At 43.4% G+C, this 16,997-nt stretch carries 11 protein-coding genes and 2 pseudogenes; 8 read left to right on the top strand and 5 right to left on the bottom strand.

Annotated elements, in window-relative coordinates; translation table 11 throughout:
• Positions 1 to 183 precede the first annotated feature (183 nt).
• Positions 184 to 387 (bottom strand): DUF433 domain-containing protein, encoded by a 204-nt coding sequence (locus tag F6K63_RS08105; protein WP_008180552.1) that lies wholly within the window; start codon positions 385 to 387, stop codon positions 184 to 186.
• Positions 388 to 1,515: 1,128 nt separating this feature from the next.
• On the opposite strand from F6K63_RS08105, the gene pruA reads away from it, so the two are divergent.
• Entirely contained in the window at positions 1,516 to 4,683 is a 3,168-nt protein-coding gene (gene pruA, locus F6K63_RS08100) for an L-glutamate gamma-semialdehyde dehydrogenase (RefSeq protein WP_287311576.1), read from the top strand.
• A gap of 218 nt (positions 4,684 to 4,901) precedes the next feature.
• Here pruA and F6K63_RS08095 read toward each other — a convergent pair whose 3' ends face one another.
• Positions 4,902 to 5,657 carry a hypothetical protein gene (locus F6K63_RS08095; RefSeq protein ID WP_287311575.1) on the bottom strand — a complete coding sequence of 252 codons (756 nt, stop codon included), beginning with the start codon at positions 5,655 to 5,657 and terminating at the stop codon, positions 4,902 to 4,904.
• Positions 5,658 to 6,148: 491 nt separating this feature from the next.
• On the bottom strand, positions 6,149 to 6,928 hold the full coding sequence (locus F6K63_RS08090; protein ID WP_287311574.1) for a hypothetical protein: 780 nt from the start codon (positions 6,926 to 6,928) through the stop codon (positions 6,149 to 6,151).
• Positions 6,929 to 7,783: 855 nt separating this feature from the next.
• Here F6K63_RS08090 and F6K63_RS08085 point away from each other — a divergent pair.
• The 4 genes and pseudogenes from F6K63_RS08085 to F6K63_RS08075 form a co-directional block, all read left to right on the top strand.
• A pseudogene (locus F6K63_RS08085) lies at positions 7,784 to 8,056 on the top strand (steroid 5-alpha reductase); the annotation flags it as partial.
• Between the two features lie 234 nt (positions 8,057 to 8,290).
• Positions 8,291 to 9,601: an RNA-guided endonuclease InsQ/TnpB family protein gene (locus tag F6K63_RS08080; RefSeq protein WP_287311572.1), complete on the top strand. Its 1,311-nt coding sequence runs from the start codon at positions 8,291 to 8,293 to the stop codon at positions 9,599 to 9,601.
• A gap of 34 nt (positions 9,602 to 9,635) precedes the next feature.
• A pseudogene (locus F6K63_RS37700) lies at positions 9,636 to 9,791 on the top strand (steroid 5-alpha reductase); the annotation flags it as partial.
• An 87-nt stretch (positions 9,792 to 9,878) separates the two neighbouring features.
• Positions 9,879 to 11,495: a glycosyltransferase family 39 protein gene (locus F6K63_RS08075; protein WP_287311571.1), complete on the top strand. Its 1,617-nt coding sequence runs from the start codon at positions 9,879 to 9,881 to the stop codon at positions 11,493 to 11,495.
• A 42-nt stretch (positions 11,496 to 11,537) separates the two neighbouring features.
• Here F6K63_RS08075 and F6K63_RS08070 read toward each other — a convergent pair whose 3' ends face one another.
• Positions 11,538 to 11,669 carry a hypothetical protein gene (locus F6K63_RS08070; protein WP_287311570.1) on the bottom strand — a complete coding sequence of 44 codons (132 nt, stop codon included), beginning with the start codon at positions 11,667 to 11,669 and terminating at the stop codon, positions 11,538 to 11,540.
• A gap of 186 nt (positions 11,670 to 11,855) precedes the next feature.
• Here F6K63_RS08070 and F6K63_RS08065 point away from each other — a divergent pair, with 186 nt between their 5' ends.
• Positions 11,856 to 12,293, top strand: a complete 438-nt coding sequence (locus F6K63_RS08065) for a GNAT family N-acetyltransferase (RefSeq protein WP_287311569.1) — start codon at positions 11,856 to 11,858, stop codon at positions 12,291 to 12,293.
• 389 nt (positions 12,294 to 12,682) lie between these two features.
• Positions 12,683 to 12,829 (top strand): hypothetical protein, encoded by a 147-nt coding sequence (locus tag F6K63_RS08060; RefSeq protein WP_287254436.1) that lies wholly within the window; start codon positions 12,683 to 12,685, stop codon positions 12,827 to 12,829.
• A gap of 167 nt (positions 12,830 to 12,996) precedes the next feature.
• Here F6K63_RS08060 and F6K63_RS08055 read toward each other — a convergent pair whose 3' ends face one another.
• On the bottom strand, positions 12,997 to 13,161 hold the full coding sequence (locus F6K63_RS08055) for a hypothetical protein (RefSeq protein ID WP_287254435.1): 165 nt from the start codon (positions 13,159 to 13,161) through the stop codon (positions 12,997 to 12,999).
• Between the two features lie 146 nt (positions 13,162 to 13,307).
• Here F6K63_RS08055 and F6K63_RS08050 point away from each other — a divergent pair, with 146 nt between their 5' ends.
• Positions 13,308 to 16,463 (top strand): phospholipid carrier-dependent glycosyltransferase, encoded by a 3,156-nt coding sequence (locus F6K63_RS08050; protein ID WP_287311568.1) that lies wholly within the window; start codon positions 13,308 to 13,310, stop codon positions 16,461 to 16,463.
• Positions 16,464 to 16,997 lie beyond the last annotated feature (534 nt).

Below are 16,997 nucleotides of genomic sequence, written 5' to 3'. Positions count from 1 at the left end.
CCTACTAATGCGATCGCCAGCTACTGTTATCTATCTTTGGCACTGCCCACCCTACATCAATATTCTATTGTGATTAATTCGGGCGGTGGGCAGTGCCTACTAATGCTATCCCCAGCTGCTCTTATCTATCTTTGGCACTGCCCACCCTACATCTTAATGGGGTTAGGTAGATTTTTTAGGGAGCTATTGCATACATTCAATAGTAAAGGCAAAGATTGCTCGGATTGATTCTGTAGTTAGTGTTGGATAGCTCTCCAATATCTGTAACTCTGTCCAACCAGCAGCAAACAAGCCTAAAATAAACTCAACGGATAAACGAGTGCCTTTAACCACTGGCTTACCTAATAAAATGTTGGGATTTGAATGAATGTATTCTCTCCAATTCATGATGATTACTTTTTTGATTAGATTTATGGTTAATCTAGTTTATAGCATTTATCCAAAAATCAGCTTAGGTGCGCTTGACCTTGGCGAATTAAATTCGCCACGGGTCGCACCTGTCGTAAAGGATTTCATTAAGCTCCTTAACTTGATTGCTAGCAATATCTGCTTCGGCTCTGGCAATAAGGGTGTCTAGCTTTCCTGATTTTAGGTCAGATTCTAGCTGCTGGTCCCACCTATTATCGCGCATCATCTAAATAATTTTGTAAGCGGGCTGCCAGCTCTCGAATCTCGCTGTTCGGTAATTGTCGAATAGCTGTTTCGATTTCATCGAGGGTTAACATAACTAGTCTGTAAATGATGATTGATACTATCCTATAGCATTTTTAGTTTAAATGTAAACATAGGATTGATCTAAAAAGGGAGCAGTAAGTAGGGAGGAGGTAGTAGGGAAAAGGGAACAGAAAATAGGTAACACGTAACAAAAAATATTACAATTAATTTACGATTGCTATAACCAAAAAAAACTAGCTATATACTACACAGATTTTAATATATAAACTGTCAAATTTTTTATTCATAAATAAATGTAAATAATTTGAATTACCCCTTGCATTTTTTAGAGGATTTATCTATACTATAGAAGGTGACGACTGAAACTAATAACCGCGCTGGTCATAACTGTTAACCACCACCAGCGCGGCTTTCCTCCCACCTAAATAGGAGTTACTTCTATGATGACAAAAATATCACGATTATCAATCCCGGCTTTTCTATCAGCTATCAGCTATCAGCTATCAGCTATCAGCTATCAGCTATCAGCCATCAGCTATTAGCCATCAGCGAACAGCGATTAGCGCTACGCGCACGCTACGCGAACAGCCATTGGCCACAGGCCAATGGTTGAAAGCACCTCAAGTAGCGTGTGCGTAGCCCATAGGCTGACAGCTGAAAGCTGAAAGCTGAATGCTGATGGCTGAATGCTGAATGCTGAATGCTGAATGCTGAATGCTGAATGCTTATGAGCAAATCCCTCTAAAGACTCAGGTCAGATATTGCTTTAACTAGAGAAAATAGAATATAATGGTTGTTTTATCAAAAACTGCCATAGTCTAGAACAGGAGTCTACTACCGGTGGTTATAGAAATCCCCAAAAGCACTTACGAAGCTAAAACTCAGGAAATTGCCAGAGAACTTCTAGCCGCAACTCGGGAGAAAGGTTCCTTTCTTGCCCAAATGCGAGACCAAATGCGCTGGGATGATAAGTTACTAGCCTGGGCAATGAGTAATCCGGGACTACGGGTGCAGCTATTTCGCTTCATCGATACCCTACCGGCACTGCGTAGCCAAACGGAAGTGGCTCGTCACTTTCAAGAATACCTAGGGGATGAGTCAGTAGAACTGCCTGCTGCCCTTAAGGGAATGCTCAATTTCACCAATCCTGACTCCATACCAGGACAACTGGCAGCCAAAACCATATCTGCTGCTGTAGCCACCCTAGCCCAAAAGTATATTGCTGGGAAAAATCTCAACCAGGCCCTGAAAACCATTAAACGCCTGCGAAACCAGAAGATGGCATTTACCCTAGATTTATTGGGGGAAGCAGTAATTACAGAATCAGAAGCTCAGTCTTACCTAGACCGCTATCTGGAACTGATCGAACAACTCACTGAGGCAGCCAAACAGTGGTCTACGGTAGAGGAAATTGACGTTGCTGATGGTAAATCCTTGCCATTAGTCCAAGTATCGGTTAAACTGACAGCATTCTACTCTCAATTTGATTCTCTTGATCCTCAGGGTAGCCAAAATCGGGTGTGCGATCGCATCCGTGAATTGCTCCGCCGTGCCAAAGAATTAGGAGCGGCGGTTCATTTTGATATGGAGCAGTATGAATACAAAGACATTACTTTCTCCATACTCAAAGACTTGCTGATGGAAGAAGAGTTTCGCCCACGCACCGATATCGGTGTTACCATGCAAGCCTATCTGCGAGACTCACAACAAGATTGTCAAGACCTGATTGCCTGGGCAAAACAGCGGGGTAATCCAGTAACCATACGCTTGGTCAAAGGAGCCTATTGGGACCAAGAGACGATAACAGCACTGCAAAACCATTGGCCCCAACCAGTATATAACCAGAAAGCCGCTACGGATGCCAATTTTGAGCGTATCACCAAGCTGCTGCTAGAAAACCACGAGTATGTCTATAGCGCTATCGGTTCCCATAACGTGCGCTCCCAAGCTTATGCGATCGCAATTGCTGAAAATCTCAATATCCCCCGCCGCTGCTTTGAGATGCAAGTCCTCTACGGTATGGGAGACCAACTCGCCAAAGCCTTAGTCAATCAGGGTCATCGGGTCAGGGTTTATGCACCCTATGGAGAACTACTACCAGGAATGGCTTACCTGATTCGGCGGCTATTGGAAAATACCGCAAATAGTTCCTTCCTACGACAAAGCTTAGAAGATAGACCCGTAGAGGAATTGATTGCACCACCAAAAGCGTTGCAGGTTGGCAGGTTGAAGGTTGAAAGTTCTGAAGGGTTGAAGGTTGGCAAGTTGAATAACGAACCGTTGCAGGTTGGCAAGTTGAAGGTTGAAAGTTCACAACCTGCTAACCTACCCTTCTCGAACGCCAAAGGCGAACAACCAACTAACCTTCAACCAACTAACCTTCAACCAACTAACCTTCAACCTTCCAACCTTCAACCTTCTAACCTTCAACCTCCTAACCCATTCACCAATGCTGCAAATACAGACTATGCTCAGCTAGAAGCCAGAGAAAAAGCCAAACAAGCCTTACTTACCGTTCGCCAACAACTGGGTAAGACCTATTTACCCTTAATCAATGGGGAGTATCAGTCTACAACAGACACAGTAGATTCTGTTAATCCCTCTAACCCTAGGGTCGTGATCGGGAAAATTGGATTAATTTCTGTAGAACAAGCAGAATTAGCGATCGCAAAAGCTAAAGCAGTATTTCCCAGTTGGCGACGTACACCTGCAAGGGAACGTGCTGGTATTTTACGTAAAGCAGGAGACTTGATGGAACAACGCCGTGCTGAATTATCAGCATGGGTCTGTCTGGAAGTTGGGAAACCATTACGAGAAGCCGATGGAGAAGTCACCGAAGCGATTGACTTCTGTTATTATTACGCATCAGAGATGGAACGGCTCAGCGATGGATATAACTACGACATTGCTGGAGAAACCAATCGCTATGTCTATCAACCCCGAGGTATTGCTCTAGTAATTTCTCCCTGGAACTTCCCCATGGCTATTACTACAGGCATGACTGTAGCAGCCCTAGTGGCAGGAAATTGTACGCTACTCAAACCCGCAGCAAATTCCTCAGTGATTGCCGCAAAAATAGCTGAAATTTTAGTAGAAGCCGGGATACCCAAAGGAGTATTTCAATTTGTTCCAGGCAAAGGCTCAACCGTCGGTGCCCATATGGTCAAGCATCCCGATATCCATCTAATTGCCTTTACCGGTTCCCAAGAAGTCGGTTGTCGTATCTACGCCGATGCCGCCATCGTGCAACCAGGTCAAAAACATCTCAAGCGAGTCATTGCTGAGATGGGAGGTAAAAATGGAATTATCGTAGATGAAAGTGCTGACCTCGACCAAGCCGTAGCTGGAGTCGTCAAATCAGCATTTGGCTACAGTGGTCAAAAGTGTTCCGCTTGCTCCCGAGTAATTGTGTTGGAGCCAGTGTATCAGAGCTTCCTAAAACGGTTAGTTGAAGCAACGCGATCGCTTAACATTGGGCCAGCAGAAGCACCCAGTACCCAGGTCGGTCCAGTGATAGATGCTACTTCACGCGATCGCATTCGGGAGTACGTTGAAAAAGGACGTCAGGAAGCTAAGGTAGCATTAGAAATGCCAGCACCTGATACCGGATACTTTATTGGTCCAGTGATCTTTAACGATATCTCTCCCAACGCCACCATTGCCCAAGAAGAAATCTTTGGTCCAGTATTAGCCGTAATGGCCGCAAACAATTTCCAAGAAGCCCTTGATATTGCCAACAGTACCAACTATGCCCTCACCGGAGGCTTATATTCTCGTACTCCATCCCATATAGAACAAGCCTCAGCCGAGCTTGAGGTCGGTAATCTATATATCAACCGCAATATTACCGGTGCCATTGTCTCACGGCAACCGTTTGGTGGGTTCAAGATGTCTGGAGTAGGCTCAAGAGCAGGAGGTCCCGATTATCTAGTGCAATTCCTCGAACCCCGTACTATTACTGAAAATATCCAACGACAAGGCTTTGCACCCATTGAAGGAATGGAATAGTTTCTAGGTAAGCATTCAGCTATCAGCGTGTCGCGTATCAGCTTATGTGCGTCCCAGGGTCGAAGCCTGTGCCACAAAGCTGATAGACTTTTCTGGTGACTTTCAATTCTCATTAATCTATCAATATTAAATTCTCGCTTTTGAGGTTTATATTAAGCTGACCGCTGAGAGCTGACCGCTGAGAGCTATTCGCGTAGCGCATATGCTTACCTATGAACTTAGTAGGAAATCCCTCGATATTTCTTTTTAGACCGTTGTATAACAAACCCTTGAGCATCGGTCGGTAACTGGAGAAAAATAGCTTCCACTTCATAGCAAATCCCTCGATATTTCTTTTTAGACACCCGTTTAACAGATTGCTTAGTAATTTGCTGACAACTAGGATTCAGGTCGCCCTCAGCTTTTGGTGTATTGTTCTGGTCACTGACTGCTGTCTCAGAAACCACTTTCTCCTGATCGAGATTACCAGTAGGTACTTTTGGATTTTCGGGGGAATCAGATTCTGTCGAATTGTGCCAGTATCCGGGGTTTTGAGTTACTATCGAAGCTTCGGAAGCTGAAACATCATCTTCCGGGAGTGAATCAGGTAAAACTGGCGTAGGAAACTGGTTATGATTTCTGGATTCTTCACTATCAAGATGTCTAGGAGTTTCCGCTTCAGATCTAGCTGTTCTTAGTGATAAAACATCAGTGAATTTAGGTTGATCACTATTTATTGGTGAACTAAAAACTTTGTTGGCTAAACTTGCTTCTTTTTCCTCAATCCAAATTGTCAGATAATGGGGATGTTCTAAAACTAAATACAGAGGCCGAAATTCCTCACAGATTTCGCAACTACAACACTTTAAGGATTTTTTATAAACATTTGGGGAAAGATCAAAACCTCTCTTGAATATTTTATTTTGGAAAATAATTGTAGATTCATCCAGCCACTGAATCTCTTGATTAATCTTTTCTTGATCAATTATTAACATTTGGGTAGTTTACCCCCTACTTGATCTATTTTTGGAAATAGCTGGTGAGATTGTGGCAATTTTGCTCTCAAAGTGTCAACGGAAGAATGTAGTCAATTGCGTCGCAGATTTGGCTACATCCTTGACCCAATATATTGAAAATTTATTTGATTAATCCTGGGATTTTGGGCATCGAGCTGGAGTCTTGCCCAGTCAATTAACGGTTTCACGCCTATGTGGGTAAAGACAAAGTATTTAGGATGGAGTAAATAATATGAATAACTATTATATCACAACTCAAGTGATTTGTCAACCATAAAATGTAGCTACTTTGAGAATTAACCCAAGCTTCCTTGTCTCCGCTTCCAGAAATCGCTACATTTCTGTCTTGGTAATTGGGTATCTGATCATGATCTACTCTATTCAAATATAGCGTTGATCGCAGTTATGAGGTACACAATATTTTTTCCCGCTTCCGACTTCCCTCTTCTGACTTCCCTCTTCTGACTTACCTACTCCCGGGCAACCCAGGGCGTAAGTCCCTCACGGAAAGGAACCCCTCGATAGGTTTTTTTAGACCGTTTTTGATCCAATGCCTCAGAATTGGAAGCCTCAGAATTGGGAGATAACTCCGATTCCGGTAGCTGGCTCAAGACATCTTGCTCCTGGTAAGAAATTCCTCGATATTTCTTTTTAGACAGCCGTTGAAGAGATTGCTCCGTAATTTGCTGACACCTAGGATGCACATGGAATTCAGATTCCGGAATCTCTTGCTCCTGATTGAGATTACCAGTAGCTAATTTTGGAGTTGCTGGGGAATCAGATTCTGTCGGATTGTAACAGTATCCGGGGTTTTGAGTTACTATCGAAGCTTCGGAAGTTGAAATATCTTCCGGGAGTGAATCAGGTAAACCTGGCGTAGCCAACTGGTTATGATTTCTGGATTGTTTACCATCAAGATGTCTAGGAGTTTCCGCTTCAGATCTAGCTGCTTTTAGTGATAAATAATCAGTGGATAATGGTTGAGCACTATTTATTGGTGAACTAGAAACTTCGTCCGCTAAAGTTACCTGTTTTTGCTCAATCCAAATTGTCAGATAATTCGGATGTTCTACTAGCAAATAAAAATTCGGATATTTCTCAGAGAGTTCGCCACAGAAATGAAAGGATTTTTTTAAAAAACTTTGGGAAATATAAAAACATATAGTGAATAGTTTATTTTGGAAAATAATTGTAGATTTATCCAGCCACTCAATGGTTTGACTGGCTTCTTTTTGATCAATAATAAACATAACATTTTGAAATTCCTTTACTTGTCTTGATGCAGTCGCTCATGGTTTGGGTTCTGTGTGCGGAACACCGCGATTCTCGGAGACACTAGGTGAACGAACCTTGCTTGTAAGCCCCGTGGAAACCACGCCAGTTGCTCATGGTATAAACCCCCAAGACCGCACTGGCTCCCGAAGACTGCCCTGGATCGCTGCTCCCTCCTCCCTAATCCCTGCTCCCTAAAACTAAGGAGGAAAGTAACTCACCCGATGGAAAACTGCTATAGGGTTTCTAAAGGTGCGCTTGACCTTGGCGAATTTAATTCGCCACGGGTCGCACCTAAATGATTCGTGAACGCCAAACTAGATGAAATTAGTATTTCAATAGGGTACTTTGTTCACAAATCAAATGTAAAAGCTCTAGTTAATCATAAATCATGATTGCATTAATCAGAGGATTTTTAAGACAAATTACTGATAAATACGCGAATTATTTTAAAAATAATGATAGCAAGTATATATTAATACAATAAATCATTATTTTTAAAATTCCTATTCGGTAATTTTTAATTAAAAAATAACAAGTTTACGTAGAATTGCGGTAGTGATATTACCTTTAATATAAGTAGTCGTATGCAATTAATTTTGACTAGGTAAATTATAAAATAGTGACCGGAAAACCTTGAACAGCAATGAATTGAGTAATTTTCAAAAAGTTAATATAGTTAATATAATTTATGTCCAGGTACTTAGTCACTTACTCCTGAACACTAAATTCAATCCACTGATAGACTGGTTAATTGTGGAAACACGATCAGAAATTTCCGTAGAATTACGGTAGTCACTTAGCAAGCCTTTAATCGAGAAGACACCTTACCTATGAAAATCAAGCACTTCATCAATCTTTCCAAAGGACTTACCGCTCCAGTAGTGCTGGGATTAATGGTTGTCTACCAGAATTTCACCCTTGGGCCATGGGTTTACCTAGCCCTCCATGGTACCTATGGGGTGATGTGGCTACTCAAAGACCGTATCTATCCAGACAAGCAGTGGGAGGAAGAAATACCGATTGGCATGGGAATTCTTGGCTTCGGAATACTAATGCTCTACTGGGTTGCTCCCTTTATAAAATTCCCCCAAGCCGAAAACCCCGTGTCTAATGACCGGGTCAGAAGTTACCGCAATCAGAGGGTCGCCTTTATAGTTGGCAGTCTGTGAGTTAAGGGTTAAATATGCATGTAGTAAGGCGACCCTCTGATCAGGTTTCATCTCCGGGATGAAGGCGCTTCAGCGGCTTTAGCCGCCGTGAAAAAATATTTCGGGAAGTTCCGAAATTTTAGGCTGGGTCTTGTATAATGAAAAGTCAGCAGTTACAGGTCGAGACTGATGATCATTCTTGAGTTTAAAGCCAAAGGAAAAAAACACCAATATTCTGCTATAGATGAGGCGATTAGAACGGTTCAATTCATCCGTAACAGTTGTTTGCGTTACTGGATGGACAACAAAGGTATTAGCAAATACGATCTCAATAAGTACAGTGCCGTTCTTGCTGAAAAATTTCCTTTTGCTAATGAACTGAACTCTACTGCTCGTCAGTCTAGTGCTGAAAGAGCATGGTCATCAATTGCTCGCTTCTTTGACAACTGCAAAAAGAAAGTACCTGGAAAGAAGGGTTTTCCTAGGTTCCAAAAACATTGTCGCTCCGTTGAATATAAGCAGTCAGGCTGGAAACTATCCCCAGACAAGAAGTCAATCACGTTTAGGGACAATAAAGGGATTGACCTTCGGTCACGCTTCGCGATCGGAAAACTCAAACTTAAGGGTAAATGGGACTTGTGGCGTTTCGATAAAAAACAGATCAAGCGGGTTAGGATAGTCCGTCGAGCTGATGGCTATTACGTCCAGTTTTGTGTTCAAATCGATGTAAGCGAAGAGCTAGAACCAACTGGAAATACCATCGGGCTAGATGTCGGTCTAAAGGATTTCTATACGGATTCCGACGGGTATGCTGAACCTAACCCACGGTTTTATCGAACGGGTGAAAAGCGCTTAAAGTTTTATCAGCGTCGCGTTTCCCGAAAAAAGAAAGGCAAGGCCGTAGGCCACGCTACGCGAACAGCTAACCGTAAAAAAGCCATTAATAAACTGGGCAGAACACATCTCAACATAAGTAGGCAACGTGAAGAACATGCGAAGAGACTCGCACGTTGCGTAATCCGTTCGCGCAGCGTCGGCTACGCCGAATCTAACGATCTGGTCGCCTACGTTCGCGCAGCGTGCCGAAGGCAAGACTTGAGGGTCAAAAACTTGGTTAAAAACCACTGTCTTGCCAAGTCTATTAATGATGCAGGTTGGTATCAATTCAGGAAATGGTTAGAGCATTTTGGTGAAAAGTTTGGCAGAGTAACTGTCGCAGTAAACCCTGCCTATACAAGTCAAAATTGCTCTGAATGCGGCGAAGTGCTTAAGAAATCACTATCAACTAGAACCCACGTTTGTAAGTGTGGGTGCCAATTAGATCGAGACCATAATGCCGCTATCAATATCCTCAAGAGAGCCTTAAGTACTGTGGGGCACACAGGAACTTGGATTGACCGTAGGTCACGCTACGCGAACGTCGATCCCAACGCTTATGGAGAGGATACCTCTACTCTTCCTGGTTCCGGTCTGGATGAGCAAGCAACCTCGTTGAAGTAAGAATCCCCGTCTCTTTAGAGCGGGGAGTGTCAATCTGATCAGCAGTGGTTCTGAGCCTCCCTTACCTCTGGTCGCTGCTGCCATTTCGATTAATGTCATGGGAGTCTTTCTCCACTATGCCAGTGATGCCCAGAAATACTATACTCTCAAGTATCGTCCTGGATTAATCACAGAAGGATTCTTTGCTCGAGGTTAGGGATTAAATACAAAAACCATTAACCTAACACCTTTCTATCTAAAATACTGGTGAATGGAATCCCAACCACCAATTTAATATATGACGAAACCATCTAAGCAGTATTTTTCCCTAAGATGGCGATTTTTAATTATCGTCCTTTTACTGCTAGGAATCTTCTTCCGCTGCTTCAATATAAACCATAAAATCTACTGGCACGATGAGGTTTATACCTCAATTCGGAGTTCTGGCTACACGGGAGATGAAGTAATTAAAGAAGTTTTTGATGGTAGGGTAATTGGGGTTGAAGACTTACAAAAGTATCAGCATCCCAATCCTGAAAAAGACTTAGGTGATACTATTAATGCCTTAGCTAAAAACCCAGAACATCCACCCCTCTATTATTTAATGGCGCGGTTTTGGCGGCAGCTATTTGGTGCTGCTGTCAATAACCCTAGGGGTTTATCTGTTCTGTTTAGCCTGCTGGTTTTTCCAGCTATCTATTGGCTGTGCTTAGAATTATTTGAATCCCCTTTAGTGGCATGGGTAGCTGTGGCACTTTTGGCGGTATCTCCCTTTCATGTACTCTACGCTCAAGAAGCAAGAGAATATAGTCTATGGACACTGACTATTATCCTATCTTGTGCGTCTCTGTTACAAGCTATCCGCAAAACTAAGGATAGTAAAAAAGTAACACACTACCTCTGGTCATGGGTAATCTATGCTGTCACCTTGTCCCTTAGTCTTTACACATTTCTCTTTTCTATATTTGTTGCCATTGGGCATGGAATTTATGTCTTTATTATAGAACGGTTTCGCTTTAATAAAACTATTTTTGCTTATTTCATAGCATCTGGTGCCGGGTTTCTAGCCTTTTCCCCTTGGTTAGTTGTGGTGGTTACTAACTTAGCTGTCATTCAGCATAAAACCCATTGGACAACTATTCAAGTCCCTTTATCATTGTTGGTAAAAATCTGGGGGATAAACCTTAGTTTTATCTTTTTTGATTTTGGAATACCACTGGAGCATCCATTTACCTATATAATTCCACCAATTTTAGGAAGTTTTGTGGGATATGCAATTTATTTTATCTGTCGTTATACTACCCAGCGAGTTTGGTTACTGGTTTTAACGTTAATCGTTATTACTGCATTAGGGTTAATCTTACCAGACTTAATTTGGGGAGGACGACGTTCAGTGAGTAGTCGGTATTTTCTACCTTGCTATATCGGAGTGCAGCTGGCTGTTGCTTATGTAATTAGTATGTATATAACTGGGTCTCTATCCAGGGCTAACTTAATAAAGGCTAATTTAAGAACACAGAAGGTCTGGAAAGGAATAATAGCTGTGCTGCTTACAGGGGGAGTTATCTCTTGTGCTATTATTTCCCAAACAGAAATCTGGTGGAACAAGCAAGTTGGGGGTAACAATCCTACTATCGCTAGGATTATTAATCAAGCTGAACGACCTCTGGTAATTAGCAATGTTTCTTCAGTGAATCCTGGGGATGTGATTTCTCTTAGTTATTTATTAAATCCTCAGGTAAAATTTCAGTTAGTCATTCCCCCTAATATTCCCGATATTCCTCAAGGGTTTAGTGATGTGTTTCTATTTTATCCATCTGAAAATTTGCAACAAGGACTTGAGGAAAAGTATAGTACTAAAATAGAGTGGTTTGATGAGTCGAGTGTCAAGCCCCTCGGTAAGTTAAGGCTTTAAGTATAGCGGTTTTAAATTAGGTGAGATACAAATCCTTGGGTTTTAGGGAACAGGGAACAGGGAACAGGGAACAGGGAACAGGGAACAGGGAACAGGGAACAGGGAACAGGGAACAGGGAACAGGGAACAGGGAACAGGGAACAGGGAAGAAAGAAAAAATCCTGTGTACCTCATTAAGATAGAAACCACTATATTATAATTTAAGTAGTTAATAATTGGGTAAGCATTCAGCTATCAGCTTATGGGCTATGGGTACGCTACTTGAAGTGCTGAGGTTTCTTTTAAGCTGACGGCTGACGGCTGACTGCTGTTGGCGTAGCCTGCGCGTAGCGCATATGCTTACATAATTGGAATAAGTAAATGGATGAGTTGACTATTAAAGTTGTTGGATATACTGAACGATTATCAGAAATTACGTTAATCAGGGTGCAGGTTTTTCAGATTGAACAAGGGGTAGCAGCGGATTTAGAGTTTGATGGTAAGGATGAAATAGCGAAGCATTTATTAGCCTATTGGAATAATCAGCCAGTAGGCACAACTAGGGTAAGATATCTAGATGATAAAACGGCAAAAATAGAACGGTTAGCTGTCTTGTATGATGCTAGAGGTAAGGGCATTGGGAAACAGTTGATGATTAAAGCATTAGAGTTAGCTGACCAAGCTGGAATTAAGGTAGTGGTAGTTCATGCTCAAGAGTATGTGAAAGGGCTTTATGAAAAGTTAGGTTTTGAAGTAGTGGGAGACTCCTTTGAGGAGGCTGGTATTGTTCATGTGAAGATGGTGAAGCAGTTAATATAATTTAGCTAAAAAGGTGACAATAAATAGGTAATCGTGATGCATCGCTACTGCCTAGTCTCTACTGCCTAAAACCCTACACGAAATTACGTCATCGAATTGAGAATTGCTATATTTGCAAATGGTCTATGGAATCAGATTTGCGGTAGGGATAAACGCGATCGCTACCCGGTGATTGAGAGCGCGAGCGATTTTTGGCAACATCGAAAGGGAGTGTCCTTCATCCTTAAGAGCAAGGAGACTCCCGTTATACCCGCAGGGTTAGTGGGAGACGGGGCTTATAAAGTGCAGACGCAGGTTCCGCACACAGCCCCTCAGGAATTGCGTCCGTTGACGATGTTAATGAAACCGGTTAGAATAAAGATGGTCAATGACCCACCCGAGACGATGGATTGACCAAAGGTCACGCTTCGCGAACAGACAGCCTACACGAGCGAAGTCCAGTAACCTGGCGGCGCAGCAAAATCGGTAGACCGGGAAAAGAGGATGGGGCAATGGAAGTCCAACCCTTGAATCAAAAGTACATCAATACTTTGTAAAAACTCGACACATGAGAACCGCAGGGCTTGCGGGGATAGTCTGTGGAGCGAACGTAAGACCATAAAACCCCTTGAGGTGCGCTTTCCGTAGGCGAATTAAATTCGCCACGGGTCGCACCTGAGGGTGGAGGCTGTTGCTATGAAACAGAAAACCTAAATCGTGAGGTTTAGGAATCCCCCGCTATAATCGCTGGATTTAGCGGTGGGAGGATGTCAAAAATCAACTGTGCTACCTCTGCATTGATAGAGGCTTCTGCTACCATTGCCTCCATCTCGGGGTCGGTACGAATCTTATTGTTAAGAATTTTAATGGCATCGGAAGTCTTCGCCATCTTCTTCCTCCTCTACATAGGTATGAACATCTGGGTTTTGTGAAAATAAACCCTTTCTCAAGATTGCCCGTTCAATATCAATTTACTCAATCACTACAGATAAGATTGTTGTAGCTAATTCATCTGAGCACTTAGCAATCACCACTATGAAAAGACGCTTTAGAGATCCACTAATTCTAGGACTAATTTGGCTAGGGAGTGGATTTTGCGATCGCATTTGGTTTGCCCTAGATCACTCTGTCCCAGCTTGGGACCAGGCCGATTATTTGACTGGTTCGTTGAATTACTGGCAGGCGTTGCAGCATCCTCAGTGGTTCTCTGGGGAGTGGTGGAGCAGTTTTTGGGCAATTTCTTCAAAAGTCCCGCCATTGACTTATATTATTGCCGCAATGGTTCAGCAAATGTTTGGAACCGGACCAGAGCTAGCTACGATAGCGCTAGTTTTATGCAGTGGAGTGTTAATTGCTTCAGTTTATGGATTAGGGCTGGTGTTATTTAACCGCCGGGTAGGGTTATGGGCTGCTGGTTTAGTCGTGTTGTTACCAGGACTATATCGCTACCGTTTAGAATTTTTGCTGGATTATCCATTAACCACAGTAGTCAGTTTGTGTTTTTGGTCTCTGACAGTGTGGTGGAGTTTGGGAAGGGCCAAGACACCCTTATCCCGAACCACAGTAAGACAAGGATGGTTGTGGGGGTTGGGGTTTGGGCTTTGTTTAGGATTAGCCTTGCTAGTTAAGCAAACCGCCTTATTTTTTCTATTCGTGCCAATCGCTTGGGCTGGGGTGAGGGTTCTGTGGCAGAGGCAATGGCAAAGGTTAGCTCAGTTAATCGGCGGTTTGCTGGTATCAGTTGTGCTATTTGGTCCATGGTACCGGATTAATTGGTTGTTGATATTGACCTCTGGCAAGCGAGCAACCATAGATTCCGCGATCGCAGAAGGAGACCCAGCCCTCAATACCCTTGATGCTTGGGTTTACTACTGGAAAATCTTACCTTACCTGATCTCTTGGCCGCTGTTGTTAATACCGATAGTAGGACTATTAATTTATGGGCTCAAGTATGGGCTCAAGCAATCCGCGATCGCAAAACCGAACAATCTGCCATCCCCCCATCCCCCCATCTGGTCACTAACCTGGCTAGGGGTCTTCATAGTGGGTGGTTATCTATTGTGTTCATTGAATATTAATAAAGATGCTCGCTATATTTTGCCATTAGTTCCAGTGCTATCACTGTTTCTGGCTTATGGCTTAACCTGCTGGACTAATCGTTGGGGTAAACCGATGCGTTGGAGCACGGTAGGGCTAGCAACTGTACTGATGATGTTGAATCTATTTCCATTAGGAGGTAGAGGATTGACTCAATTACTGAGTCCCCGTGTACAACATTTGCCCTACTTAGGACAGCCATGGCCTCATCCGAAGGTAATTGCTGAAATCATTAAGACTCAACCTTACTTGCGCTCTAACTTAGGAGTATTACCGTCAACCCCAGACATTAACCAACACAACTTCAATTACTATGGTGCATTAGCCAATTTCCAAGTATACGGGCGTCAAGTGGGAACCCAAGCTAAACAAGTGAAACAGGATATGCGATCGCTTTCTTGGTTCCTCACTAAAACTGGTGCCCAAGGGTCAATCCCAGAATCCCAAGCAGCTATAGTTCAGGCAGTTGAGCAAGGGTCAGAGTTTGAGCTACACCAGACTTGGGAGTTACCCGATACTAGCCAACTGAAACTGTATCACAAGCGGCAGCCACCAATAGCCGTAAAACCATTATCGATAAAACCTGCGGGTGACCAATCATCCATAAAACCCACTAGTTTCAATGGCAATGGTTCACTGAGCACTACTCTCACTTCAAGTCCCAGAGTTAAATTAGAGCAAGTCACCGTACCAGAAACATCTCCTGCTGGAGTACCTGTACCAGTAACTTATCAGTGGACTGGTTCTTGGGAGCAATTAAAATCTGGCATCGTTATCCTAACCTGGCAACCGGTAGATTTGAAGGTTGGTAAGTTGTTCGCGAAGCGTGGCCTTTTGGCCAAGGTTAACAAGTTGAAGGTTGGTAAGTTGTTCGCGAAGCGTGGCCTTTTGGCCAAGGTTGACCCGTTGTTCGCGAAGCGTGGCCTTTTGGCCAAGGTTGGCCAGTTGTTCGCGAAGCGTGGCCTTTTGGCCAAGGTTGGCCAGTTGTTCGCGAAGCGTGGCCTTTTGGCCAAGGTTGGCCAGTTGTTCGCGAAGCGTGGCCTTTTGGCCAAGGTTAACAAGTTGAAGGTTGTTCGCGTAGCGTGGCCTTTTGGCCAAGGTTCAACCGATACTAACCTGGAACCTAACAACCTTCAACCTTCAACTGATACTAACCTTCAACCTTCAACCGATACTAACCTTCAACCAAACAACCTTCAACCTTCAACCGATACTAACCTTCAACCTTCAACCGATACTCACCTTCAACCTTCCACCCAAACTAACCTTCAACCTTCAACCGATACTAACCTTCAACCTTCAACCCAAACTAACCTTCAACCAAACAACCTTCAACCTACCTTTCGGGAACGCCAAAGGCGAACAACTCACCGATGGTTACACGACCATGGTATTGCCATGGGAGAACTACACTCTTCCCAATTACCACCTGCCAATTCTCAATTTCAAGTCATTGAACGGATGGCGATGTTTCCCCCAGCAGATATCCCAGCTGGAAGCTACACCCTGAAAGCAACTTACCTGAATCGACAAACTGGCGAAACCTATCCGATACAAGTACCAACAGTTACCTTGACCATCGATCCCGCAGCTAGCCCCATACCTGCACCAGAACTAGATTTAATCACCCAAATGCGGATATTATCCACTAATTTACCTAAAGGACTCAATGGCCTAGAACCAGTTTTTGAAGAAACTGCCCGCATTAACCAGTACGATCCGATTCAGGACTACTTAGAACAAGCAGATTTAGCCTTAAGCTATCGGCTGGAATCGGAACCGAATAACCTAGACTTGGCCTATGCTCTGGCCTTGAGTAGGGTATTGCAGCAAGATGTAGAAGGTGCGATCGCAGCATTAAAGCGAGTCACCCAACTTGACCCCCAAAATCCCTATGCTCACGCTTATCTTGCCTTCGTCTATCTCTATGATTGGGATGGAAAAGATGGGGAAAAAGCCCTGAAACCTGCCCTTAAAATCAACCGGACTATTCCCGAACTACAAGCCCTATCTGGTATAGCTGCCTTGATGCAAGGTAATGTGTTCAAAGCTTGGAGTGTTATTCAGGGATTAGATCTTGAAAGCGATCGCTAATTGTAAGCTATCAGCTATCAGCGTGTCGCGTATCAGCGTGTCGCGTATCAGCTTTGGGCCTGTGGCCAAGCTACTGTTCGCGCAGCACCTCAAGTAGCGCAATCGCTGCTTTTGAATAAAATAAGCACCTCAAGTAGCGTGAGCCTTTAGCTCACGGCTGACCGCTGACGGCACCTCAAGCAGCGTGCGCGTAGCGCATATGCTTACGGCTAATTTTCTTTCATTGTGAATAAATTGTGAATCAATGTGTCAATAATACTAAAAAATTTAGTCTTCGTCTTCTTTGGGTCTTTGCGTTTACTCATACCAATTTACCGATACCGATTACTTAATATAGCAGTCGCCAGGGCAGTTAGGACATGACAAAAGTCTCACACCCTTTGTAAGCGATGCAGCGCGGTCTTGGGGGTTTCCCCCATGAGCGACTGCATCAAGAAGCGCAAGAGTTTGACTTCTGACTTCTGACTTCTGACTTCTGACTTCTGCTATATTTCGCAATCATAAAATTTACTAGATTTATAAAATTTCCGTATT

It is taken from the genome of Moorena sp. SIO1G6, from assembly GCF_010672795.1.
Classification (GTDB): Bacteria; Cyanobacteriota; Cyanobacteriia; order Cyanobacteriales; family Coleofasciculaceae; genus Moorena; species Moorena producens.
Note: the sequence above shows the minus strand (reverse complement) of the source record. Positions and strands in the feature narration are given on the sequence as shown.